The 24708-nt window shown below is 34.4% G+C and carries 27 protein-coding genes and 1 riboswitch; of the genes, 22 read left to right on the plus strand and 5 right to left on the minus strand.

Annotated elements, in window-relative coordinates; genetic code table 11:
• The first annotated feature begins 18 nt into the window (after positions 1 to 18).
• The 9 genes from ACUL40_RS26725 (at position 19) to cbpA (ending at position 11137) form a co-directional block, all read left to right on the plus strand.
• Positions 19 to 1020, plus strand: a complete 1002-nt coding sequence (locus tag ACUL40_RS26725; protein ID WP_445422674.1) for a putative 2-aminoethylphosphonate ABC transporter ATP-binding protein — start codon at positions 19 to 21, stop codon at positions 1018 to 1020.
• Positions 1021 to 2778, plus strand: a complete 1758-nt coding sequence (locus tag ACUL40_RS26730) for a putative 2-aminoethylphosphonate ABC transporter permease subunit (protein ID WP_000425519.1) — start codon at positions 1021 to 1023, stop codon at positions 2776 to 2778.
• A gap of 21 nt (positions 2779 to 2799) precedes the next feature.
• Positions 2800 to 3594, plus strand: coding sequence for a phosphonoacetaldehyde hydrolase (gene phnX / locus ACUL40_RS26735; RefSeq protein ID WP_000687397.1), 795 nt, complete (start codon positions 2800 to 2802; stop codon positions 3592 to 3594).
• Positions 3595 to 3609: 15 nt separating this feature from the next.
• Positions 3610 to 4707: a 2-aminoethylphosphonate--pyruvate transaminase gene (gene phnW / locus ACUL40_RS26740; RefSeq protein ID WP_100651247.1), complete on the plus strand. Its 1098-nt coding sequence runs from the start codon at positions 3610 to 3612 to the stop codon at positions 4705 to 4707.
• Positions 4704 to 5888, plus strand: coding sequence for a saccharopine dehydrogenase family protein (locus ACUL40_RS26745; protein WP_100651249.1), 1185 nt, complete (start codon positions 4704 to 4706; stop codon positions 5886 to 5888). The genes phnW and ACUL40_RS26745 overlap by 4 nt, the downstream gene beginning before the upstream one ends.
• Positions 5889 to 5928: 40 nt before the next feature.
• Positions 5929 to 6711 carry a DeoR/GlpR family DNA-binding transcription regulator gene (locus ACUL40_RS26750; protein ID WP_000117666.1) on the plus strand — a complete coding sequence of 261 codons (783 nt, stop codon included), beginning with the start codon at positions 5929 to 5931 and terminating at the stop codon, positions 6709 to 6711.
• Between the two features lie 420 nt (positions 6712 to 7131).
• Positions 7132 to 9432, plus strand: a complete 2301-nt coding sequence (locus ACUL40_RS26755) for an NEAT domain-containing leucine-rich repeat protein (RefSeq protein ID WP_074047889.1) — start codon at positions 7132 to 7134, stop codon at positions 9430 to 9432.
• Positions 9433 to 9757: 325 nt separating this feature from the next.
• Positions 9758 to 10387, plus strand: a complete 630-nt coding sequence (locus ACUL40_RS26760) for a class II aldolase/adducin family protein (protein ID WP_000896006.1) — start codon at positions 9758 to 9760, stop codon at positions 10385 to 10387.
• A gap of 126 nt (positions 10388 to 10513) precedes the next feature.
• Positions 10514 to 11137 carry a cyclic di-AMP binding protein CbpA gene (cbpA, locus tag ACUL40_RS26765; RefSeq protein ID WP_001264208.1) on the plus strand — a complete coding sequence of 208 codons (624 nt, stop codon included), beginning with the start codon at positions 10514 to 10516 and terminating at the stop codon, positions 11135 to 11137.
• A 183-nt stretch (positions 11138 to 11320) separates the two neighbouring features.
• Here cbpA and ACUL40_RS26770 read toward each other — a convergent pair whose 3' ends face one another.
• Positions 11321 to 12091, minus strand: coding sequence for a divergent polysaccharide deacetylase family protein (locus ACUL40_RS26770; protein ID WP_001234107.1), 771 nt, complete (start codon positions 12089 to 12091; stop codon positions 11321 to 11323).
• 475 nt (positions 12092 to 12566) lie between these two features.
• Between ACUL40_RS26770 and ACUL40_RS26775 the strand changes: the two genes are divergently transcribed.
• Complete coding sequence (locus tag ACUL40_RS26775) at positions 12567 to 12848, plus strand: aspartyl-phosphate phosphatase Spo0E family protein (protein ID WP_000495536.1); 282 nt, start codon at positions 12567 to 12569, stop codon at positions 12846 to 12848.
• Positions 12849 to 12877: 29 nt separating this feature from the next.
• Here the strand turns inward: ACUL40_RS26775 and ACUL40_RS26780 are convergent, their stop codons facing one another.
• Positions 12878 to 14374, minus strand: a complete 1497-nt coding sequence (locus tag ACUL40_RS26780; protein WP_000865068.1) for a DUF3149 domain-containing protein — start codon at positions 14372 to 14374, stop codon at positions 12878 to 12880.
• 195 nt (positions 14375 to 14569) lie between these two features.
• Here ACUL40_RS26780 and ACUL40_RS26785 point away from each other — a divergent pair, with 195 nt between their 5' ends.
• The 4 genes from ACUL40_RS26785 to ACUL40_RS26800 all read left to right on the plus strand — a co-directional run bounded on the left by ACUL40_RS26785 (position 14570) and on the right by ACUL40_RS26800 (position 17763).
• Complete coding sequence (locus ACUL40_RS26785; protein WP_000203336.1) at positions 14570 to 15016, plus strand: MarR family winged helix-turn-helix transcriptional regulator; 447 nt, start codon at positions 14570 to 14572, stop codon at positions 15014 to 15016.
• A 156-nt stretch (positions 15017 to 15172) separates the two neighbouring features.
• Positions 15173 to 16867 carry a M3 family oligoendopeptidase gene (locus ACUL40_RS26790; protein WP_000008577.1) on the plus strand — a complete coding sequence of 565 codons (1695 nt, stop codon included), beginning with the start codon at positions 15173 to 15175 and terminating at the stop codon, positions 16865 to 16867.
• Between the two features lie 137 nt (positions 16868 to 17004).
• The gene (locus ACUL40_RS26795; protein WP_000941961.1) at positions 17005 to 17538 is read left to right on the plus strand and encodes a DinB family protein; all 534 of its coding nucleotides are present in this window, start codon (positions 17005 to 17007) and stop codon (positions 17536 to 17538) included.
• Positions 17539 to 17646: 108 nt separating this feature from the next.
• Positions 17647 to 17763, plus strand: a complete 117-nt coding sequence (locus tag ACUL40_RS26800; RefSeq protein WP_000038355.1) for a DUF6254 family protein — start codon at positions 17647 to 17649, stop codon at positions 17761 to 17763.
• 11 nt (positions 17764 to 17774) lie between these two features.
• On the opposite strand, the gene kinB is transcribed toward ACUL40_RS26800, so the two are convergent.
• Positions 17775 to 18983, minus strand: a complete 1209-nt coding sequence (gene kinB, locus ACUL40_RS26805; RefSeq protein WP_000964154.1) for a sporulation sensor histidine kinase KinB — start codon at positions 18981 to 18983, stop codon at positions 17775 to 17777.
• 206 nt (positions 18984 to 19189) lie between these two features.
• A riboswitch (PreQ1 riboswitch) is annotated at positions 19190 to 19233 on the plus strand.
• 93 nt (positions 19234 to 19326) lie between these two features.
• On the opposite strand from kinB, the gene queC reads away from it, so the two are divergent.
• Genes queC through queF form a run of 4 tightly spaced genes read left to right on the plus strand, consistent with a single transcriptional unit; the run spans position 19327 to position 21705 of the window.
• A complete protein-coding gene (gene queC / locus ACUL40_RS26810) occupies positions 19327 to 19989 on the plus strand; it encodes a 7-cyano-7-deazaguanine synthase QueC (protein WP_000711595.1) in 663 nt (220 codons plus the stop codon).
• The gene (gene queD / locus ACUL40_RS26815) at positions 19989 to 20480 is read left to right on the plus strand and encodes a 6-carboxytetrahydropterin synthase QueD (protein WP_000368414.1); all 492 of its coding nucleotides are present in this window, start codon (positions 19989 to 19991) and stop codon (positions 20478 to 20480) included. Before queC ends, queD begins: the two co-directional genes overlap by 1 nt.
• Positions 20473 to 21189 carry a 7-carboxy-7-deazaguanine synthase QueE gene (gene queE, locus ACUL40_RS26820; protein ID WP_000036294.1) on the plus strand — a complete coding sequence of 239 codons (717 nt, stop codon included), beginning with the start codon at positions 20473 to 20475 and terminating at the stop codon, positions 21187 to 21189. The genes queD and queE overlap by 8 nt, the downstream gene beginning before the upstream one ends.
• Positions 21190 to 21207: 18 nt before the next feature.
• On the plus strand, positions 21208 to 21705 hold the full coding sequence (gene queF, locus ACUL40_RS26825; protein ID WP_001986050.1) for a preQ(1) synthase: 498 nt from the start codon (positions 21208 to 21210) through the stop codon (positions 21703 to 21705).
• A gap of 48 nt (positions 21706 to 21753) precedes the next feature.
• On the opposite strand, the gene ACUL40_RS26830 is transcribed toward queF, so the two are convergent.
• A complete protein-coding gene (locus ACUL40_RS26830; RefSeq protein ID WP_001165082.1) occupies positions 21754 to 21939 on the minus strand; it encodes a YkvS family protein in 186 nt (61 codons plus the stop codon).
• Between the two features lie 260 nt (positions 21940 to 22199).
• Between ACUL40_RS26830 and ACUL40_RS26835 the strand changes: the two genes are divergently transcribed.
• The gene (locus ACUL40_RS26835) at positions 22200 to 22355 is read left to right on the plus strand and encodes a hypothetical protein (RefSeq protein WP_000461432.1); all 156 of its coding nucleotides are present in this window, start codon (positions 22200 to 22202) and stop codon (positions 22353 to 22355) included.
• An 88-nt stretch (positions 22356 to 22443) separates the two neighbouring features.
• Complete coding sequence (locus tag ACUL40_RS26840) at positions 22444 to 23046, plus strand: hypothetical protein (protein ID WP_000703101.1); 603 nt, start codon at positions 22444 to 22446, stop codon at positions 23044 to 23046.
• A 35-nt stretch (positions 23047 to 23081) separates the two neighbouring features.
• Here ACUL40_RS26840 and ACUL40_RS26845 read toward each other — a convergent pair whose 3' ends face one another.
• Entirely contained in the window at positions 23082 to 23660 is a 579-nt protein-coding gene (locus tag ACUL40_RS26845) for a GNAT family N-acetyltransferase (RefSeq protein WP_065212133.1), read from the minus strand.
• A gap of 334 nt (positions 23661 to 23994) precedes the next feature.
• Here ACUL40_RS26845 and ACUL40_RS26850 point away from each other — a divergent pair, with 334 nt between their 5' ends.
• Positions 23995 to 24189 (plus strand): hypothetical protein, encoded by a 195-nt coding sequence (locus ACUL40_RS26850; protein ID WP_000356684.1) that lies wholly within the window; start codon positions 23995 to 23997, stop codon positions 24187 to 24189.
• A gap of 100 nt (positions 24190 to 24289) precedes the next feature.
• Positions 24290 to 24607: a hypothetical protein gene (locus ACUL40_RS26855; RefSeq protein ID WP_000502205.1), complete on the plus strand. Its 318-nt coding sequence runs from the start codon at positions 24290 to 24292 to the stop codon at positions 24605 to 24607.
• Positions 24608 to 24708: the final 101 nt, after the last annotated feature.

Consider the following 24708-nt stretch of genomic DNA (forward strand, 5'->3'; position numbering starts at 1 on the left):
TGAGTGGGAGAGAGAAAAATGAGCGAATATTTATCAATTCAACACATTCAAAAACAGTTTGATGCATTTACAGCGTTAAAAGATATTTCTTTTACTGTGAACAAAAATGAGTTTGTTTGTTTATTAGGCCCGAGTGGCTGTGGGAAAACGACGTTGCTTCGCATTTTAGCGGGACTAGAGGAACCAACGACTGGCAGTATAGCTGTGAATGGAAAAGATATTACAGCATTGCCTCCTGGAAAGAGAAACTTCGGAATGGTTTTCCAATCGTATGCTTTATTTCCGAATTTAACAGCACTTGAAAATATTGAATACGGCTTAAAGACAAAAAAATATGGGAAAGCAGAAGTGAAAGAGAAAGCGCTAGATGCGTTAAAACTTGTAGATTTGCTGAATGTAAAAGATAAATATCCTGCTCAAATGTCTGGTGGACAACAGCAGCGAGTAGCACTTGCACGTGCGCTCGCTCTGTCTCCAGATATTTTGTTACTCGATGAGCCGTTATCAGCTTTAGATGCAAAAGTGCGTGAAAAATTACGTAGGGAAATGCGTGATGTGCAAGAGAAAATAGGAGTAACGACGATTATGGTAACGCATGATCAAGAAGAGGCATTAACGATGGCTGATAAAATTGTTGTAATGAATCATGCGGAAATTATGCAGATTGGAACACCAGAGGAGATTTATCAAAGACCAGCCAATCCGTTTGTGGCAGATTTTATTGGTTCTATTAATTTCTTTTCGAAAAATAACGAAGAACATGCAATTCGTCCTGAACATGTAACAATTGTACAAAAGGACGGTATTAAAACAGTTGTGGAAAGTATGGAATTTCGCGGATCTGTATATCGGACGGAAGTGCGAGTCTTAGAAGAAAACACACACCTTTATAATGAGAAAATTGTAGTGGATATATTAGCATCAGAAGTAGAAGCAACGGCTATTAGAAAAGGAAAGCCGATTCAAATCTCTTTCTCAGAAAATCATATGTTGTCATATGGAAAGAAGGTCATTGTATAGATGGAGATGTTAGAAAACTATAAGGTAGAAAGTACGAAAAAAAAGATTAAGAGAAGTATAGGGAAAGAGGAATGGATCCAACGGCTCGTAATTATCGGTATGATTTTTTCTTTCCTTATCATACTTGTATTACCGCTATTACAACTATTTACACAGGCTTTTTATAATAAAGATGGAGTTTTCGTTGGTTTAGCGAATTTCAGTAAATATTTCACAACACCAACTTTAGTTCAGTCTTTACAAAATACAGTATGGATTTCGGGCGCAACAACAATTATTTCAGTTGCAATCGCATTCGTTTACGCATATGCAATTGCCCGTACGAATGTTTTTGGAAAGCGTGTATTTCAGTATGTAGCGTTATTACCATTGTTCGCACCAACGATGATGCACGGTATAGCACTTACATATTTATTTGGTAATCAAGGGCTAGTAACGAAAGGAATGTTTGGTTTATTTGAAGGTATACAAATCCCTTTATATGGACCAATAGGAATTGTAATAGCTGAAGTTATGTATACATTTCCACAAGCCTTTCTTATATTGCTAATTGCCTTCCAAGGATCTGATTATCGTTTGTATGAAGCTTCTAATATGTTAGGGGCGAGTAAAACAAAGCAATTTTTCACGGTTACTTTACCTAGTGTAAAGTACGGATTAATTAGTGCAATGTTTGTTGTGTTTACACTTAGTTTTACTGATTTTGGGGCACCAAAAATTGTTGGTGGTCAATATAATGTGCTTGCTACTGACGTATACAAACAAGTAATTGGACAGCAAAATATGCCGATGGGTGCAACTGTCGGAATGATTTTATTAATCCCAGCTATATTCGCATTTGTAGTTGATCGTATTACGCAAAGAAAGCAGGCGAATTTCTTATCTTCAAAAGCAGTACCATACAGAATAATAGCTAATAAGAAAAGAGATGTAATCTCATTCATATATTGTAGTGTGATTACACTTATGATCATTCTATTATTTGTTGCAGTTGGTATTGCTGCAAGTGTGAAAGTATGGCCATATAATATGAGTTTTACATTTGAGCATTTTAATTTTTCAAGTTTAACAGGAGATGGACTTGAAGCATTTAAAAATAGCGTAATTGTTTCAGCAGTTACAGCAGTTATTGGGGCGATTTTAACATTTGTATTCGCATATGCAATTGAGAAAATAGACCAGCTACAATTTTTCAGAAAAACAGGTTACTTTTTCTCTATAGTGCCGTTAGCGATACCAGGTTTAGTACTCGGATTAGGATATGTCTTTTTCTTTAGTCAACCAACGATTCAAATTCTTGGACTATCAGTAACGAATCCGTTTCATTCTTTATACGGAACAATTGCTGTATTAGTACTAGTAAATATCATTCATTTTTATTCTGTAACATTTGTCACGGCAACGACTGCCTTAAAGAAATTAGACCGAGAGTTTGAGCTTGTTTCGCAGTCGATGGGTATTCCGTTTTATAAAACATTCTTCCGAGTAACAGTACCAATGTGTTTACCAGCAATTTTAGAAATGGTCATGTACTATTTCGTAAATTCGATGGTAACTGTGTCAGCGGTTGTATTCTTATACGCAGCTGACTTTAAACTAGCGGCCGTATCAATCGTAAATATGGATGATGCAGGAAATGTAGCGCCAGCAGCTGCAATGAGTGTACTTATTGTTGTTACAAATATTGTAGTAAGAGTTGTATATGAATGGGGAACGAAAGCACTTCGTAACCGAACGTCACAATGGCAAAAAAGATAAGTGAGAAGGGTGATGGATTGAATGAAAATAGAAGCAGTTATTTTTGATTGGGCAGGTACGACAGTTGATTACGGATGTTTTGCACCGCTAGAAGTATTCATGAAGATTTTTCAAAAACGTGGCGTTGAAATTACAGCAGCAGAAGCACGTAAGCCAATGGGATTATTAAAAATAGATCATGTAAGGGCACTAACAGAAATGCCTCGTATTGCGGATGAGTGGAAGCGTGTCTTCGGTCAATTACCAACAGAAGCAGACATCCATGAGATGTATGAAGAGTTTGAAGAAATTCTCTTTTCTATTTTACCAAGTTATGCTACGCCGATTGATGAGGTAAAAGAAGTAATCGCTTCTTTACGTGAGAGAGGCATTAAAATCGGTTCAACAACGGGCTATACGAGAGAAATGATGGAAATTGTAGCAAAGGAAGCAGCGTTACAAGGATATAAACCTGATTTTCTTGTTACGCCAGATGATGTTCCAGCAGGCCGCCCATACCCATGGATGTGCTATAAAAATGCAATGGAACTTGGTGTGTATCCGATGAACCATATGATAAAAGTAGGGGACACAGTATCAGATATGAAAGAAGGTAGAAATGCTGGAATGTGGACAGTTGGTGTAATTCTTGGAAGTAGTGAGCTCGGTTTAACGGAAGAGGAAGTGGAGAGTATGGATTCGGTAGAGCTTCGTGAAAAAATAGAAATAGTTCGTAATCGGTTTGTTGAAAATGGGGCTCATTTTACGATTGAAACGATGCAGGAGCTCGAAAACGTAATGGAACATATCGAGAAACAAGAACTTATTATTTCATAAAAGGGGTACGGGATCATGAATGAAAATCACTACTTATTATTAACACCAGGACCATTAACGACAACAAAATCAGTAAAAGAAGTTATGCTATACGATTGGTGTACGTGGGATGTTGAATATAATACGATGGTGCAAGAAGTAAGAGCTAAACTTGTATCGTTAGCGACGAAGGAAGAAGAGAAATATACAACAGTGTTAATGCAAGGAAGCGGTACGTTTTCAGTTGAAGCAGTAATTGGCTCTGTTATTCCGGGAAATGGGAAGCTTCTCGTTTGTACAAATGGTGCGTACGGTAAGCGCATTGTACAAATGGCAGAGATGTTACAGATTGATGTAGTGGTCAGCCAAACAGAAGAGTGGAAACCTACTAATATTGTAGAAGTAGAAAAGTTATTGGAAGAAGATAAAGAGATTACGCATATTGCAGTTGTTCATTGTGAAACAACGACAGGCATTATAAATCCAATTGTAGATGTATGTAAATTAGGAAAGCAGTATGGAAAGGTTACAATTGTTGATGCGATGAGTAGTTTCGGCGGGATTGAAATAGACATTGCTGATTTACAAATTGATTTTTTAATTAGTAGTGCGAATAAGTGTATTCAAGGGGTTCCTGGATTCGGATTTGTAATCGCAAAACGTGATGAATTATTGAAGTGTAAAGGGCAAGGACGCTCTTTATCTCTTGATTTATATGATCAATGGGAAACGATGGAAAAACAAAATGGGAAATGGCGTTTTACTTCACCTACACATGTTGTACATGCTTTTTATCAAGCACTACTTGAACTAGAAAAAGAGGGTGGAGTAAGAGCGCGTTACAATCGATATTACAACAATCAAAAACTACTAGTGAATAGAATGGGAGAAATCGGATTTAAGCCACTAGTAGATGAGAAATATCAATCTCCTATTATTACATCTTTCATTTATCCAAAAGGGGAGTTCGAGTTTCAACAGTTATATAACGAATTAAAATGCTATGGATTTGTTATTTACCCTGGGAAAATTTCGAAAGTAGATACGTTCCGGATTGGAAATATAGGTGATGTACATGAAGAAGATATTAATCGCTTAGTTGATAGTATTGCTAAAGGAGCTGTTATTGGGTGAAAGTATTTTGTTTAGGTGGAGCAGGTAAAATTTGTCGTGAAGCTATTTTGGATTTAATTCAATTTTCATCTTTTGAGACGATTACTGTAGCCGATTTTAACGAGGAAGAAGGCCGTAAAGTAGTAGAATGGCTCAACGATCCTCGTGTTGATTTTGTAAAAGTAGATGTAACGAATCACGAGGATACGGTTGCAAAAATGAAAGGTTATGACATTGTATTGGATGGTACGACGATAAAGCTAAACAGATTGTCGACTCGCTGTATTGCAGAAGCAGGCTGCCACGGTGTGAACTTAAATGGATTTGGTGAAGAAAATGAATCGCATGCTATATTTGTTCAAAATGAAAAAACATGTTTGCCTGGGTTTGGCATGACGCCAGGTGTAACGCAAATGATGGCAATGCATGCAGCAAATCAACTGGATACTGTAGAGTCTGTCCGCGTAAGTCACGGTTCGTATCGTCCGATTGCTTTTTCTGCTTCAATTACAGAGACAACGACATATGAATATGATCCACATTTACCATCGCGTACAGTGTATGAAGATGGTGAATTTAAACAAGTACTTCCGTTTGCGCGTCCGAGAGAAATAGAATTGCCAGCGCCTTATGGTAAGGAAACGCAGTATATCATTCCGCATTCTGAAACGATTACGTTAGCAAAGGCACTAGAAAATAAAGGTGTCAAACTGATAGAGACGAGAGGAACTTGGCCGAAGCAAAATATGCAACTTGTACGTGCTTTATATGATTACGGCATATTGCGTAATGATCAGATTGAAATAAACGGGAAAGAAATAGGCATTATGGATTGTATTTCGCAGTATTTATTGCAATCGAAAGAAGGACAAGAAACAGAGCTTTATGGTTATGCACTTCATGTAGAAGTAATAGGTATGAAAAATAATGAGAAGCAAAGACATGTGTTATATCATACACATCCGTTATCTGATGGTTCTGTTGTAGGATGGGAAAAATTAAGGGCGTATACGAGAAACGTCGGTATTCCATTTGGGATTGCTGCAGAGTTAATTGCAACTGGAAATGTAAGTAGGGTGGGTGTTGTTACGCCTGAAGAAGCTTTTGAAAATCCACAATTAATTTTTGATGAACTAGCAAAGCGCGGTATTCATATTCATGAAGAAGTTTCTACTTATAAAGAAAATTATAACTTTGTATAAGCAAGGAAGCTTATGAGGGAGATATAAATGAGGTGAATCTATGTCTGTAGTAGGAGAAGAAAGAAAGCGAACCATTCTTGAAAAGGTAGAATTTAAAGGAAAAGTAAAGGTTTCAGAATTAGCGAGAGAATTTGCTGTATCAACAGAAACGATTCGTCGATATTTAGAAGAATTAGATCGTGAAAAGAAGCTGAAAAAAGTGTATGGTGGAGCTGTTCAACTTCCAGGCGCTGGGGTAGAGGCGCCAATGTTAGAAAGAGAAATGTTACATATAGAAGAGAAGAAAAGAATTGGTTATAAAGCAGCGACATTTGTAGAAGATGGTGATGTCATTGCAATTGATGATGGAAGTACACCGCTTCAAATGGTTCCATACCTTGTTCATCGTAAAAACTTAACGATTGTAACAAGTTCATTTCCAGTCGCAACACAATTAATTTCTTCTATTAATAAAAAGATGTTTCACGGTGAAGTTTTATTTATAGGTGGAAAAGTATCTCCAAAGCATTCGCGTGTATCAGGGTCTATTTCTCAGCAAGTAATACAGCAATTCCATTTTCATAAAGCGTTCGTTTCGATTGATGGGTTATTACCTAGTTTTGGAGTTTCCAGCTTTGAATTAGAGAAAGCGAAATTGTCAGAGGCGATGATGAAATTAGCTGAGAAGACATATATTTTATGTGATCATACGAAGGTAGGCGTGAAAGGGAATTATCGTATAGCAGCATTTTCACGTATTCAACATGTAATTTGTGATAAAAAAATGCCATATAGTTTTGAAGAAGAACTTATGAAGCATAATATTCAGTGGACAGTTTGTTAAATAAAGTGAAAGTGCCTAAACTCCCGCCTAATTTTTAGGAGGGAGTTTTATTGTCTGCAAATCGTAAAATAAAAGATTTGCATTTATGCAAAAAGTGGACACATTTTCTCATCTCTTTCATATAATTTACCAATACAAAAAAAGTTGGTCGAAGGAAAGAAGGGAGAACATGTCAGAACGAATATATAATAAACTTGTATTGTACGCGAATATTTTGCAAAAAATTGGTGTCATCAATGAGAAGGAAAAAAGTGAAATTCTTCATACGATAGGTAAAAAAGCCCTTTGAATAAAGGGCTTTTTATTTTTTATCTTTAAAAATATAAATTTAATGTAATATTCTCATTGACAATGATAATGATATTCATTATCATTTATTTATAGGTAATTGATAAGGGTTATCAATTATAAAAATTGTATATGATAGGGGATATTATTTTGAAAAAAAATTATATGAAGGCGCTAGTAGTAGCGACAACATTAGCAATTCCATTTGCTACGTATTCTACTCCAGCATTAGCGGCATTAAAAGTTGAAGCAAATCAATCGGTAGCAGCAGCGAGTGATCGCACGTATGATACTGAAATTAAAATATATAAGGACCAAAAAGACGAGCCATCTATGGTTTCTCAATATATAAAAGATCCTAAAGTAACGATTGCAGCTGGCAAAAAAATTGTCACTGTAACAATGCAAGATAGCGATTATTTTCAATATCTTAGAATAGAAGATAAAAACCAGCCTGGTGTATTTCATGATGTGAAGGTTTTGTCAGAAGATAAGAGGAAGAATGGAACGAAAGTAGTTCAATTTGAAATTGGCGAGTTTGAGAAGAAGCACAATATGCAAATGCATATACTTATTCCAGCTATTGGATATGATCACAAATATCAAGTTCAATTTGAAATTAAAGATCCAACTGTAGGTAACAAAGAAACAGAGAAACCAGATGATAACTCTAATTCAGGAAATACGGAAACGGATAATCCAGTTGATAATCAAAATATGATAACAGATAACAAATTAAGAGAGCTTGTTAATAAAAAAGTATTTAATAGAAAAGATTTAAATACACCAATTACGAAAGAAGATTTATTACAAGTAAAGGATTTGTTTTTAAATACAAATGAGATACTTGATTATAGTGCATTAAAATATATGCCAAATTTAAAATCTTTAACAGTTGCGAATGCGAAGATAAAAGACCCGTCGTTCTTTGCGAACTTAAAGCAATTAAATCATTTAGCTTTGCGTGGTAATGAATTTGCAGATGTAACGCCACTTGTTAAGATGGATAATTTAGAATCTCTTGATTTAAGTAATAATAAAATTACAAACGTTGCACCACTAACTGAAATGAAAAATGTAAAAAGTTTATATCTATCAGGCAACCAAATAGAAGATGTAACAGCATTAGCGAAAATGGAACAACTAGATTACTTGAATTTAGCAAATAATAAAATTAAGAACGTTGCTCCATTAAGCGCTTTAAAAAATGTAACATACTTAACTTTAGCAGGTAATCAAATTGAAGATATTAAAGCGTTATATTCATTACCTTTAACAGACTTAGTATTAACACGTAATAAAGTTAAAGATTTATCTGGCATTGAGCAAATGAAGCAATTAGAAGAATTGTGGATCGGGAAAAATGAAATAAAAGATGTTACTCCTCTAAGTAAGATGACACAGTTAAAACAATTACACTTACCTAACAATGAGTTAAAGGATATTACTCCATTATCAAGTTTAGTAAACTTACAAAAGCTTGATTTAGAAGCGAATTATATTTCAGACTTATCACCAGTTAGTAATTTAAAAAAATTAGTATTTCTAAGTTTTGTTGCAAATGAAATCCGTGATGTCCGACCAGTTATAGAACTAAGTAAGACGGCTTATATTAATGTCCAAAATCAAAAAGTATTTTTAGAGGAAACAGAAGTAAATAAAGAAGTAAAAGTACCTATATATGAAAAAGATGGTGAGATTTCTACGAAAATCCGTCTGAAGAGCGATAATGGTACGTATAGTAATGGTGTAGTGAAATGGAGTACACCAGGTGAGAAAGTATATGAATTTGGTGTGAAAGATCCATTCGCGGATACAGGAATCTTCTTTACAGGATCTGTTATTCAAAATGTAGTAGAAAGTAAAGACGGTAATACATCTAAAGAAGATGAGAAAACAGAAGTGGTAGAATTTAAAGATGTACCAAAGGGACATTGGTCAGAAGAAGCAATTAATTACTTAGCGAAAGAAAAATTATTTATAGGCTATGGAAATGGTGAATTTGGATTTGGTGATAACATTACTCGTGGACAAGTAGCACTTCTAATACAAAGGTATTTAAAATTAGAAAATAATCTAGAACAAAAAACGGCATTTATAGATACGAAAGGAAATATGTATGAAACGGCTATTGATGCAGTGGTTCAAGCTGGAATTATGACAGGCTATGGAAATGGTATGTTCCGTCCGGATGGAGTATTAACTCGATATGAAATGTCAGTAGTACTACAAAGAGTATTTCAGTTAAAAGAAAATGAAAATAGTGCAGAGAATTTTAAAGATGTACCAAATGGCCATTGGGCGAAAGGATATGTGAAAGCTTTAGTGGATAATAAAATATCAAAAGGCGACGGGGAAGGGAATTTTTTAGGAGATAATTTCGTAACACGTGAACAATACGCGCAGTTTTTGTATAATGCAATAAAGAAATAAGGTGAAACTTTATTCAGTGGGGGTTTTGTTCATTCCCCACTGATTAGTAGCCCTCACCAATCGGGCTGCCCGTTAATGCGGAATAAAAAATGAGGAAAATACGCTATTCTTTAATTAAAGAATAGCGTATTTTTTATGTGCAAAATGAAATAGATAGGAGTATAGACATATGAATAGCCTATTTTAAAGAAGAACCACGAAACTATATTGACAAAAAAGCGTTCTCATGTGATAATTCAATTAAATTTTTAGAATAATCAAAAAATATTCCTTTTACATAGAAAGGATTCGAACCTTATATGAATATTATGCCGGGGGTGACGAAATGTTATTTTTTCTGAAGAAATGGAATGAATTAAAAGATGTGAAATCTGAATTGGCACTTCGTGATTGGTTTTATGGTACCAAAATTAGCTTATCGCTATGTACGTCAAAAGAGCCGTTAACATTTTTAGTAAATGTTGAGGGAAGAGATAAAGGGCTATTTTCGGAAGAAGATTTTATTGTCGTAAATTGCATGTGCGAGTCAGTATTTGAAAATGAAGAAAAACCAGCTGCAGAGTCATTTATGCATGCGGATATTTATAAAAAAAGTAGTGCAGGATGTATTTTACAAGTGCAGACTGTAGATAGTCATTTAATATCAGAGTTATATGGGGAAGAAGGAGAAGTAACGTTCGATAAACGCAGTGTGGAGCGTGTTTTCGGAAAAGAAGGTATAACAGAAATGACAATTCCAATTGTAGAAGATGAAAAAAAATTCGCTGATTTATTAGAAAGCAATGTTCCGAATTTCATTGAAGGTGGAGGAGTAGTTCTTGTTCATAATTACGGCATGATTGTGTGGGGAAAAACGCCAGAAGAAGCGAAAAAATGGCTAGAGGGTATAGAATATTTAATGAACTATCATGTAAAGTTATTAATGATTAAGGGTGCAAGGAGCTCTGTTATATAAAAATGGATGTGATATGGCTACAAGTTAATAAACAAATGAAAGCGTTTTAAAAATAATTTCACTCATAAAATATAGGTCTCCTTATTATATATAGATTACATGTTGACATGTAAGGAGGAACATATTTTGCGAGTTAAATATCATTTTCTGCCAAAGCAGCAAGTAACATTTTGCAAGATAAATGATTCTGGTGAAGAGGCACTGCAAATGATGAACGAAACGGGATTTCGAGCCATCCCGGTATTAGCAGAAGATGAGAAGAAATTCACGGGGATTATTTATAAAGTAGATTTATTAGAAAAAAAATGCAATAGCGGATTAGAGCATGTAAGTGCAGGGGATATGCTTGATGATTCCAATGCATTTATTTTTGAAAAGGATTCATTCTTCAGAGCTTTTTATGTAATTCGTCGGCTTCCGTTTTTAGCCGTGCTAAATGATTATAATGAATTTGTCGGTATGTTAACGCATTCGAATATATTTGATGTTATTGAAGATTCATTTGGTATGCGAACAGGTGGTTATATATTAACAATTGCAACACAAGATTGTAAGGGAACGATTAAAGAGCTTGGGACATTGTTAAAAGCATATAATATCGGTGGCCTATTTACGTTAGATAACGGTGATCAATATATCCGCCGCGTTATTGTAAATATATCAGATGAGTTAGATGAAACAAGATTAAAGCAATTAATCGGAAAAATAGAGAAAAAAGGATTCAGAGTGAGTCATGTAGATTATATTTAAGTTAAAAAAAGTACCTATCTGTTATATATAGATAGGTACTTTTTTGTCCCGCCATTTGTGGGCAGTAAAATCCGAGCCTCAAAATTCAGCGCAAGTAAAGAAGTTAAGTGGGGGGACGGATTGCCCATAAAAGTCCAATTGGTGAGGGCTGATTAAAGTTTCACTTTATGTGAGTAATGAACTTTATTTTGAAACAGGGGGCGGGGATAATGCTAGATCAGATAAGAAAATAAAGTCTGCATGCTCACGAATTTTAGGGATAGAAGTTTCAATAACGCGTGATGTAATTTCACCTGGAGGGCCCACATGCCCGATAGCTACCATAATAGGTTTTTCTTGAATTTTTTTGATGAGTAATTGGGCTTGTTTTGAAATATGTCCTGCTGTATACACATCATCAAAAAATAGTTGGTTTTCAATAATAGGAACTCCTAATTCTTTTCCGATTTTTGGGACGACACTATTAGGATTCGTTTTACTATCTAAGTAAAATAAACCGTGTTTTTTACAAGCAGCAAGTATAAGGCGAACAATTCTTTCATCCGCTGTTACTTTTGACCCCATATGATTGTTCATTCCAATTGCATGCGGTACTTCTTGAATCGCTTGTTCAAGTCGGTTGTTTATTTCTTCATCGCTTAAATCAGTTGTAATTGCTTTCGGCCCAAGCCATTCTTTTTTACCTTTTATAGGTTCCATTGGCATATGTATAATAACTTCATGGCCTTTCTTATGGGCAGCTATTGCATCTTCTTTTGTGGAAGGAAGAAAAGGCATAACAGCAACAGTGAGTGGAATGGGAAGTGATAACATTTGATTAGTCCCCTTCATATTATTTCCGAAATCATCAATGACAATAGCAACTTTATTCGTATGAGCATTTGCTTGAATAGGAAATAAGAAGGACGGTAAAAACAAAACAATGATGAATAATGCAATCGTATATTTTCGCATATAAATATTTCCTTTCTATTGTTATCCCGCTATTTGTGGGGAGTAAGACTCCCACCTCAACATTGGGCTGGATAGGTGGGAGATTCACTGCCTACCCGATTGGTGAATGCTAATAATCAGTGGGGGCTGAACAAAAAACACTGATTAAAGTTTCACTTTATCAATCATCATTATGTTTTGCTTTTTTATATAAATTAAACAAAAAATGTCGAAGAAAAGTAGGTGGAAAATTAAGAATCCACGGTTTACGTAGCATTTATAAAAAAACAAGATGAAAAAAATGTCTATTATTGCGAATGTATTTACAAAGATAGAATAATTTGTAATAATTCTCAAAGTGAGGGTAAAGATTTGTAAATTACAGGGAGAAAATGTTAAAATTTCTGATTCTTCAAATTTGCATATGATTAAGTAGTTAAAAAAGTCAATGGAGAAGTGAAGTTAAGAGCATGGAAGTATAATAAGGGGGATATGGATGTTTACTGTAAAAAGGAAGTACACATTAGAAAAGCTTTCACGTGATATTCATATGAAACGTGAAGAAATGATTCAACTAGGATTAACAAGTGGGCTAAATAGTAGGGAGACAATTCAAGTTAGTCAAGAATTGGACAAGCTTATTTTACAATATCAATGTTATAAAGAAAAACAAACACCGAAATGGTTTTCAATTATAAAAATACCTATTTTCCAAATCGGGTATGAAGGAAAATCAAATAATTTTTGGCGAATGCTTGTGGCTGGTTTTATGAAATAAGTATAATTACCCTTATAGGATAAGGATAATTATACTATGTGTAACGGAATTTCGATATGAACTGTTGTTCCTTCGTTTTCTGTACTGTCAATAAAAATATGCCCATTATACATCTCTACAATTCGTTTACATATGACAAGTCCAAGACCTGTTCCAGTATCTTTATTAGTAAAGAACGGATGAAAGAGGTGTTTTTGAATATGTTGCGGAATCCCTTTTCCAGTATCTATAATCTGCAATTGTGCGTGTGTTTCATTGTTTTTTACTACAATGGTTAGTGTATCACTAGAAGTCATGGCCTCAATTGCATTTTTTGTAATGTTTAAAACCACTTGTTTCATATGGTCTTTCGAACAACGGATATGAACAGGATGGTCTGGCAGATGTAAATGGAATACAATGTTATGTAAATTCGCCTCAGATTGAATAATTAATGCTACCTCATTTAGAATTTTTCTTACATCATACGTTTGTTCGATGATGGCGGTTGGCTTTCCGAGAATAAGAAATTCACTTACAATTTCATTGATTCGCTCTATTTCTTGTTCAATTACGGAAAAGTAGAACTGATCTTGCTCATCTTTATATTTCTCTTTTAATAGAGCGACGAGTCCTTTAATTCCAGTAAGAGGATTACGGATTTCGTGTGCTGTACTCGCTGCAAAAGTTCCAACTAATTCAATTTTTTGTAGTTCATTTTGTTGCCTTTCAATTTTTGTTTGACGTTTTAACAACATATATTGAGCAAGTAAAAATAAAATAGACATTAAAAATAAAGTAGCTATACACTCTATTGCAACCCACTGGTATAAGGTTTTTTGATGAATAGGTAATGGAGAAACAGAGACCTTCCAATTTAATCTTTGGAGTGGGGTAGTAAGCATATTAGAATGCGTATCACTTGTGTCGTTATTATCATCGGTTAGAAAAACTACATCATGTTTATCAGTTACCTCAAAATGGTATTGTGGTTTAATGGCATTTAAAGAAGATGAAATGTAATCAAAGCGTAAACTAGCTAATAATAATCCTGAGAGCTCCTTCTGTTTATTAAATATGGGGGCAGCAATCATAATAGCTTTATGTCCAAGAACGCGATCAGTAATGACTGATGATACAGTGGTTTTTTTAGTTTGGAGCGCGTCTTGAATATATTTACGGTCTGAAACATCTATAGGCTTTGATTCATCTTCAGATGCGATTGTAATGACTCCTTCTGGTGTAGCGTAATATAGACCAGAAAAGCGTGCATCGTTTCCATCTGTATCATGTACAATTTGTTTAATACCATTTATATTACCAGTCTCGGTGCCTACAACTTTTGCAAGCATGTCTAAAGCAGAAATTGCTTCACCAAGATGATGATCCAAATAATCTCTATATAAAAAGAGAACTGTATGAGCAGATAATTTGTTTTCCTGTTTCATTTTATATGTATGATACGAATAAAATGTAGCACCAATCCCTATTGTCGGTAGGATAACAAGCAATATATATACAATTATGCTTTGGAATTTGACTTTCAAATGTGGTACTCCTTCTTTTTTTATTATCATTATATATAAACTATGTTAAAATTGTCATGTTTTTATTCAAGAATGATTCTTAATATATTAGGGGAGAGGAAATGGATGAGTGAATGCTCATTCGGAATCCACAGGAAGTATGAACTGGCATTTTCTTTTTATTGCTGAGAATTTAAGTGAAGGGTTGAAAGTTGTATGACATCAAATAATGAACGAGAAGATATTTCTCAATCTTTAAAAGTATTTATTGCATTATCTCGTGTACATCGTTCTGTTATGGATACTACAAATAAATCTATACAAAGTAACGGGTTAAATCCAACTGAATTTGCTGTATTAGAACTGCTATATCATAAAGGCGGTCAACCACTTCAGCAAATTGGTGAGCGTATTTTAATAGCTAGTGGCAGCATTACATATGTTGTAGATAAGCTGGAGAAAAAGGGATTAGTAAAGAGAATTCCATGTCCGAATGACAGACGTGTTATTTACGCGCAATTAACTGAGTCTGGCGAGAACTTTATTGCTTCTATTTTTCCGGGGCATGAGAAAGTTATACATCAGTCTTTTGAAATGTTAACGAAAGATGAAAAAGATGAATTACTTGATTTATTAAAAAAAATTGGGAAGTATGAAAAATAATATGTTCCAAAGGAGCTTTGGATAAATAAATCCAAGGCTTTTTTATTTGTAATGAGCTCAGGGCAATCACTGCCGAAATTTGTTGAAAATTAAGAGGGAATTCAAGAATACGTATTGAATTATAATAAAGGTATGTAATGGAGAGGAGGCTCGTTCATGTCATTTAAAGACTATGAATATAAACGCCCAAATATTGAAGAGTTAAAAGAGAAATTTACTGTTGCTTTAGAGAAGTTTGATAACGCAAAAACTGTAGAAGAACAAAAACAAGTCATTCATTCAATTAATGAGATTCGCAACGATTTTGGTACAATGGGAAACCTTTGTTACATTCGCCATTCTGTTGATACGACGGATACTTTTTATAAGGAGGAGCAGGATTTCTTTGATGAATTCTCTCCAGTTGTACAAGGATATGGTACAAAATATTATAAGGCACTCATTAATTCTCCATTTCGTGAAGAATTAGAGGCGTATTATGGAAAACAATTATTTGCTCTAGCAGAATGTGATTTAAAAACATATTCAGATGAAGTCGTGAAAGATTTACAATTAGAAAATAAATTATCATCGCAATATACACAGTTATTAGCATCTGCAAAAATTGACTTTGCTGGAGAAGAAAGAACGTTATCGCAACTGATTCCGTTTATGCAAGGAAAAGAAAGAAGCGAACGTAAAGCAGCAAGTGAAGCATACTACGGATTTTTAGCTGGAAATGAGGAAGAACTAGATCGTATTTATGATGAGCTTGTTAAAGTGAGAACGAAAATCGCAAAATCTTTAGGTTTCAAAAACTTTGTTGAACTTGGATATGCAAGAATGTACCGTACAGATTATAATGCGGAGATGGTGGCTAATTACCGTCAGCAAGTGCTAGATTATATCGTTCCCGTTACAACGGAATTAAGAAAGCGACAACAAGCACGTATCGGTGTAGAGAAGTTAGCTTATTACGACGAAAACTTTGAGTTTGCTACAGGTAACCCAACTCCAAAAGGAGATGCGGATTGGATTGTTGATCATGGAAAGACAATGTATAAAGAGTTATCGGCTGAAACAGATGAATTTTTCAATTTCATGCTAGATAATGATTTATTAGATTTAGTTGCGAAAAAAGGAAAAGCTGGTGGCGGATATTGTACATATATTGAGAATTATAAAGCGCCATTTATTTTCTCAAACTTCAATGGAACATCTGGTGACATTGATGTATTAACACATGAAGCAGGTCATGCTTTCCAAGTATATGAAAGTCGTAAATTTGAAATTCCAGAATATAATTGGCCAACATATGAGGCGTGTGAAATCCACTCTATGAGTATGGAATTCTTTACATGGCCATGGATGAAGCTATTCTTTGAAGAAGATGCAGATAAATATTACTTCTCTCACTTAAGTTCAGCACTTCTGTTTTTACCTTATGGTGTATCTGTTGATGAATATCAACATTATGTATATGAAAATCCTGAAGCATCACCTGAAGAGCGTAAGACAGCATGGCGTAACATAGAGAAGAAATATTTACCACATCGTGATTATGAGGAGAATGATTATTTAGAGCGCGGTGGTTTTTGGCAACGTCAAGGGCATATTTATAGCTCACCGTTCTATTATATTGATTACACGCTTGCTCAAATTTGTGCGCTACAATTTTGGAAACGTGCAAGAGATAATAGACAAGAGGCGTGGGAAGATTATGTGAATCTGTGCCAACAAGGTGGAAGTAAATCGTTCTTAGAATTAGTAGAGGTTGCAAATTTAACATCACCATTTGCTGAAGGCTGTGTGAAAAGTGTTATTACAGAAATTGAAGCATGGTTACATGCGATTGACGACACAAAATTGTAAAAAACATGCGCTTTTTTTCACATGTTTAACATCGACATAATGGGAAAATGATGAGATAATAAAAGAAAATTCAGAATACTAAAGGGGTGTTTCTAATAAGGAGCACCTCTTTTCACCAACAAAAGGGGGGAACAAGTATGCTTCAATCTAATATGGATGTAAGTTTAGAAAGTTTAGTAAACTCATTACAGGCTACTCGAAGCACGCTATTATCAGAAATTGAAATGTTAAATGACACAGAAGTGAATGTAAAGCCACGCCGTGATAAATGGAGTATTATTCAAATTTTACACCACTTGCATTTAGTTGAACAATCTGTCACGTCTGCCCTTGTATATGCTTTACAAAAAAATGAAAGAAACATGACTCCATTTAAAGACCTCCAGCTTACGCTTGATCGCACACATAAACGAGAAGCTCCTCAGCAAATGCAACCAACAGAAACTTTAATGAAAAAACAGCAAGGAATTCAATTGCTAGAACATTCACGCCAAGAACTATTACACGCGCTTCATAGTGTTATAGATGAAAAAGATCTATTTGAAAATGGATTAAAGCATCCTGTTTTTAATGATCTGAATTTGTATCAATGGGTTCAATTTCTTGATTTGCATGAACAAAGACATCTTACGCAGTTAAAAGAGGCGAAACATGCAATTTTGCAACGCTAAAGTGGAAGAAGTGGGAAACCACTTCTTTTTTGATACGTGCATAGTTTTCTTTCTTATTTTGGAATACTACATGGAGAAATAAGAAAGAAAAGAAGGAGTTGAAAAAACATGTCTAAGAAGAAGCGAGAAGAAGAGCGCGCCTGGAAAGCACGTAAAGAAAATCAACAACCGCACGGAAAAGTGAAAGCTTTTGCTGAATTAGTTGAAGGAACAGAAAAAACGTGATGAGTATTTCATCACGTTTTTTGTATGAGTGGAAAAGTTAATAAAAAGGTTGTACCGATTCCTTTTTCACTTATAATATCAATTTTTCCATTCATAGCTTGAACAACACTGAATACGACCATCATTCCAAGTCCAGTACCTTTTTCTTTCGTTGAATAAAAGGGCGAACCAAGACGTTTTACTTGTTCTGAATCCATACCGACTCCTGTATCTTTTATATATAACTGAATATGCTTATGATCAGGAACTAATGTGAAATAAAGATCACCGCCTTTTGGCATAGCCTCAATGCAATTTTTTAAAATATTTAATAAACATTGATTTAGTTTTTGCTTTTCTCCAGCGATAAAAAAAGAAGTGCTTTGCTTTATATAATGAGTACGTACATTTGTTAAATTAGCAAGCGGTGTAATTAGCGACAATGCATGTAGTAATTCTTCTTCTAACTGTAATATTTGTTCTTTTTCAATGCTTGGTTTAGCAAAGGTTAAATAATCTGTAAGAACATGATTTGCTTGTTCGATGCCATTAATGGCAATGTCGATATATAATTTTCGTTCCTGCTCAGTGCATGTATCTGATTGTAACAGTTGTAAAAAACCTTTCGTTGAAGTTAATGGATTGCGAATTTCATGAGAGATAGACGCTGCCATTTCACCAATTAAATGAAACTTTTCAGCATTTATAAGTTCATTTTGGAGACGAACTTGAGTTTGTAATATGTGTAGTAAATATAAAATTAGAATCGTACCAAGCATTGAACATAATTCATACACAATAATATGCGGTATATAATCAGTCTTATTTGTAACCTTTGAAAGGAAGAAGGGTATCCAACTAAATCCGTATGTGAGACTGTAGATAATAGCAAGTGTTATTTTTATACGATTAGAAGTTCGATTGAAAAATTTATATGTTAATAATAGAACAATAAACAGAAGAACAGAACCGATAAGAGATGGGAAAACACCTACCCCACCTAATAATAAGCGATATATGTTTAATACAACTAAGATAGAACCACCAGCAATAGGCCCTCCCGTTAATGTACCGACAATTAATACAATATGGCGCATATCAAATTGAAAACCATTATTTGTTTTTGCTGCAAATGTAATACAGAGTACGGTAGCGAGGCAACAGAGTACAATGAATATAGCTGAATTTAATTTAGGAGAGCGTTTCCCTTTTTGATTCCAAAATAAATGATATACGAGCATTGTAATCAGGATGAATAATATATTTAAAAAGAGATAAATAATAAAAGATTTCAGTGGGATGCCTCCTCTCTTCTTATATTAAATTAATCATACTATAAAATGAAAGAAATGAAATAATAAATAGCGGAAAAATCAGAAATTTTTACGCTAGTATACAATATGTTACAATAAGCTATGTCAATGAAAGAAGAAATTCCGTGCACCGCGCGGGAGAGGTTCGCGAACTCCCTCTATAAAAAACTATGGAAACAACAATATCCTTAGGTATTGTTTTGTTTTTTTATTGTGACAGTTCAAGAACGTTCTTTCTTCTTATTTATAGTAGAGAAGGAGAATGAGTGAAATGAAAAAAGAAAAAGCAGTTGTTGTTTTTAGTGGAGGACAAGATAGTACGACATGTTTATTTTGGGCAATAGAGCAGTTTGCAGAGGTAGAAGCTGTAACGTTTAATTACAATCAACGTCATAAGCTAGAAATTGATTGTGCAGCGGAAATTGCAAAAGAACTAGGAATAAAGCATACGGTACTAGATATGAGTCTATTAAATCAACTTGCTCCAAATGCGTTAACGAGAACGGATATGGAGATTACACATGAAGAAGGTGAATTGCCATCGACATTTGTAGATGGACGAAATTTACTCTTCTTATCATTTGCTGCTGTATTAGCAAAACAAGTTGGAGCACGTCATATTGTAACGGGTGTATGTGAAACTGATTTCAGTGGTTATCCAGACTGCCGTGACGTGTTTGTGAAATCGTTAAATGTTACTTTAAATTTATCTATGGATTACCCGTTTGTCATTCACACGCCACTTATGTGGATTGATAAGGCTGAAACATGGAAATTATCAGATGAACTTGGAGCATTTGAGTTTGTTCGAGAAAAAACATTAACATGTTATAACGGAATCATTGGTGATGGTTGCGGTGAATGTCCAGCATGTCAACTTCGTAAAGCAGGATTAGATACGTACCTACAAGAACGCGAAGGAGCGAACAACTAATGGATAACTTTTTTGGATTTCGCATCGTAGAGAATTTGCAAAAAATGGACAAGGATATTCAGCGTAAACAACTCAAATACCATAATAAAAGAGTAATGGTCAGCAAGGAATTTACATTTGATGCAGCACACCATTTACACTGTTATGAAGGGAAATGTAAAAACTTACATGGTCACACATATAAAGTTGTATTTGGAATTAGTGGATATGTAAATGAAATAGGTCTTGCAATTGACTTTGGAGATATAAAAGAAATTTGGAAGAATGAAATAGAAATTTATCTAGATCATCGTTATTTAAACGAAACGTTACCTGCAATGAATACGACTGCTGAAAATATGGTCGTTTGGATTTATGAAAAGATGGCAGAAGCACTAACAAAAGAGAATCGAGTGAACGAATATAAAGGAGCTCGCGTTGAATTTGTTCGTTTATTTGAGACGCCGACTAGTTATGCGGAAGTAAGACGGGAGTGGATGCTTGATGAGTAAAATCCCTGTCTTAGAAATATTCGGTCCGACTATTCAAGGTGAAGGAATGGTTGTAGGGCAAAAGACAATGTTTATTCGTACAGCTGGTTGTGATTATAGCTGTGCTTGGTGTGATTCTGCTTTTACGTGGGATGGATCAGCTAAAGATCAAATTAGACAGATGACACCAGAAGATATTTGGGATGAGCTTGTTGCAATTGGAGGAGAAAATTTTTCTCATGTTACGATTTCAGGTGGAAATCCGGCATTATTGAAAAATATTGAGTTTCTTCTTTCTATATTAAAAGAAAATGGAATGCGAACGGCAATTGAAACGCAAGGGAGTAAATGGCAAGATTGGTTACTTCAAATTGATGAGATAACAATTTCTCCAAAACCACCAAGTTCAACGATGAAAACAGATTTTCAGAGGTTAGATGCTATTATTCAGAAACTAGCAGGAAAAGATATTAGTTTAAAAGTAGTAGTATTCGATGATCATGATTTTGAATATGCAGTTAAGATGCACGAACGTTATCCAAAGGTACCATTTTTCTTACAAGTAGGAAACGATGATACAAAAACAGTGGATGATGCGATGCTTATAAAAAAATTATTAGATAAGTATGAATGGCTGATTGATAAAGCTGTAAATTGTAAAGAGATGAATGATGCAAAAGTATTGCCTCAGCTTCATGCGTTAGTATGGGGAAATAAGCGCGGCGTATAACGAGAAGGGATGTTTAAAATGACAGGAAGATTAGATGAAGATTTAAAAGATGTAACATTACTAGGGAATCAAAATACAAAATATTTATTTGAATATAGCCCAGAAATATTAGAGGTATTTGATAATAATCATCCAAACCGTGATTATTTTGTAAAATTCAATTGTCCTGAATTTACAAGTTTATGCCCGAAAACAGGACAACCAGATTTTGCAACAATTTATATTAGCTATATTCCAGAGCAAAAAATGGTAGAGAGTAAATCTTTAAAGTTGTATTTATTTAGTTTCCGCAATCATGGTGATTTCCATGAAGATTGCATGAACGTTATTATGAACGATTTAATTAAATTAATGGATCCACGTTATATTGAGGTATGGGGGAAATTCACACCACGTGGTGGCATTTCAATTGATCCATACTGCAACTACGGGCGCCCAGGGACGAAGTATGAACAAATGGCTGATTACCGCATGATGAACCACGATCTATATCCGGAAACAATTGATAATCGTTAATAGAAAGAAAGGGCCTGTATACTATACAGGCCCTTTCTTTCTATTATATTATGCATTTTGATTAATGACAGTATAGTTTTTATGACTTACAACTGTAAGAGGTTCCATATCTAGTTCTCTAAAATTCTTCATAATTGTTATATCAACAATAACAGAGTTTTGATTTACTTTTTGAACACGGCCTTGCATTCCACCTTTAAATTCGATGATATCTCCAGTTTCTGCGATCTGCATAAGCAACTCTCCTTGTTACAGTTTTCCCAAAAAAAGAATAAATTTGGGTTTTTTTATTTCCTCCTATTTTGAACCATATTTCCTACTTTGTAAATGTTTCCAAAGTAAAAATTCGAAAAATATTCACTTTTTGTAAGAAAATATGTAGAAAATCCATGTTTTTTGAAAAAAATAGCAAAAATGCGAGAATCTTTATATCGAGGTATAATGAAAAAGTAGAATAACCTGCTGAAGTGGGAGAAATTAGAGGCGGTAAAATGATGTTTGAATTTGTGGGGAGTGTTATAGCTTTAATTTTATTTTTATTTTCTTATATGCATTTAAAAAAGATTCGTCAATATGATACGAGTACATATTTTGATGGGATGGATGGTATCCATGCTTCGATAACACATGATAGTGGTGGGGAGATGTAAAGGTATATAACTTTATTTTCTTGCGTGGTATGATGTTTAGAACTAGTGCATAATAGAGTTCATAAGTGATGAATGGAGAGTGAAAAGAATGAAGATTTCTTTTATTCGTCATGGTCGCTTAGATTGTACTATAGAACCAATGACGGTTACATCCTTTCATGAATGGATAAAAGGATATGACTTACATACTATAACAGAAAAACAACCTATACCATTGGAAACAAGAGAAGCGGTTGAAGTAGCGAAATTGATTGTAACGAGTGATCAAAAGTGTGCTGTACAGTCAGCAGCTGAATTAATGGATTCTTTATGTTTTATACAAAATTCTCTTTTTAGGGAAGCGGCAGTTCCGGCGAGCTTTTATGCGCCAAAATGGTTGAAGTGTAAACTTAACGTATGGATGTGTATTGGACGAGCATTATGGATACTTGGTTACCATAAAAATGTTGAATCTTATAAGGAAGTAAGAGAGAGGGCAAGGCAAGCAGCTTACGTATTACATCGTTATGCTCTCGTACATGGAAGTATTGCTCTTGTAGGTCATAATTATTTTAATTCGATGATTGGAACGGAGCTGAGGGCAATGGGATGGTCTGGTTCGCCTATTTTGCATAGAAAGCCATGGGGATGTACAACATATACGTTTCACGAGGCGATGGATGGAAATATATTAAATACGAATTTAACATAAAAGCACACGATTTATATAAATCGTGTGCTTTCTTTTTAAGATACAGAAATTTTGACGTTTAATGGTTTTACGAGATGAGCATAAGGTTCGCCTACTAGCATAACAATTTCATCTTTTTTATAACCTAACTTTTCGTATAGTGAATAGGCGCGTGTGTTTTCTAAATTAACAAGTAAAGCGATTTTTTCATGCCCTTTTTCAGTTGCATAGATTTCGGCAGCTTCAATTAATTTAGAACCGATACCTTTTCCGCCGTGTGCACTTGAAACTGATAGTGTATCAATGTAATACTCATCAAGCTCAGCTTCTTTTTCTAACGTAATTGATTCATCTTTATGTAATTTTCTTAAGTGATGTACAATTGGTGCGTCAAGCTGTGTTGCTTCACTACCGTGATAAGCGACAATAACTCCAACTGCACTCTCGTCTTGTTCATAGACAAAACAGTTTTCGTAGCTCAGACGGTTATTTTCTTTTGAGAACCATGTCTCAAGTCCTAGTAATACTTCTGCTTCATCTGTGCTACCTGTGATTTTTTCAGCAATTTCATGCAGAGCATTATACAATAAAGGAGCTATTGCCATTGCATCTGTCTTTTTTGCTTTCCGAATCATAGTATCCCTCCTAGTTCTATTTGTATATTGTAGCATAGTGGTATGGAACTTTGCATAATTGAATGCCGAAATGTTTGATATAGAGAAGTAGCTATGTTAGTATATGATATTTAGTGGACATATAGTAAAACGATATTGTTTGCGAAATAACGAAAATAAAATCATGACATAACAACGAGATAAAGTGAAACGTTAATCAGTAAGATTTTTTGTTCATTCCACGACTGATTAGTAGTCAACACCAATCGCACTACCTGCAAATAGCGGGATAAATTTACAGTTGTTGACCTATAGAATATACGATAAAATAAAATATTGCAGAGAGGTGAAATACATGGATAAAGAATTAGCAAATACAATTTTAGATCAGCTAAAAAATGGTGAAATAAAGGAGTATGTTGTTACGAAAGATGTATTTTATACGTTCAGAGAAGTTGTTGTAAATAGAGAAGACTTTAAGCATTTCATTGGTAACGCACAGCGAGGCGGGCAAGTGATTTATACATATTCAGAAACGCCACGTTCATAAAGAGGAATTTTGATCAGCAGGGCATCTCTCACTGATTAGTAGCCTTTCACCAATCGGACGTTTAATGCGGGATAAATAAAAGATAAAGGAGAGGGGAATTATGGGCGATTTTAAACAAGGCATTTTACCACATTGGGATTATATGTGGAAAGATAGAGCCGGCAATCGATTTATGGGAATGGTTATGTATCCAGAGAAACGAAAATGTTCAGCAAAAATGCTTCAGAAAATAAAAAGAGCATATGAAGAAGCAGTAGAAATTAAAGTAACTGTACAAGTTCGACATACATATCAGTACGTAGAAGGAATGATTGTATACTTTGATGAAGAGGCTCCGGTATGTACAATGATTGATAAAGATGAAAATCCGCATCATATATTTGTAAAAGATATTTTGCGCATTGAGCACTCTGAATAAACTTTTCATAAATAAATTGAAGTTCCATAATAATAATCTTTTTCTATAATAGTTATCTTTTAGTATGTAACGAGAAACGAAAGTATATGTATAATATATTT

It is taken from the genome of Bacillus sp. KNSH39 (assembly GCF_052656585.1).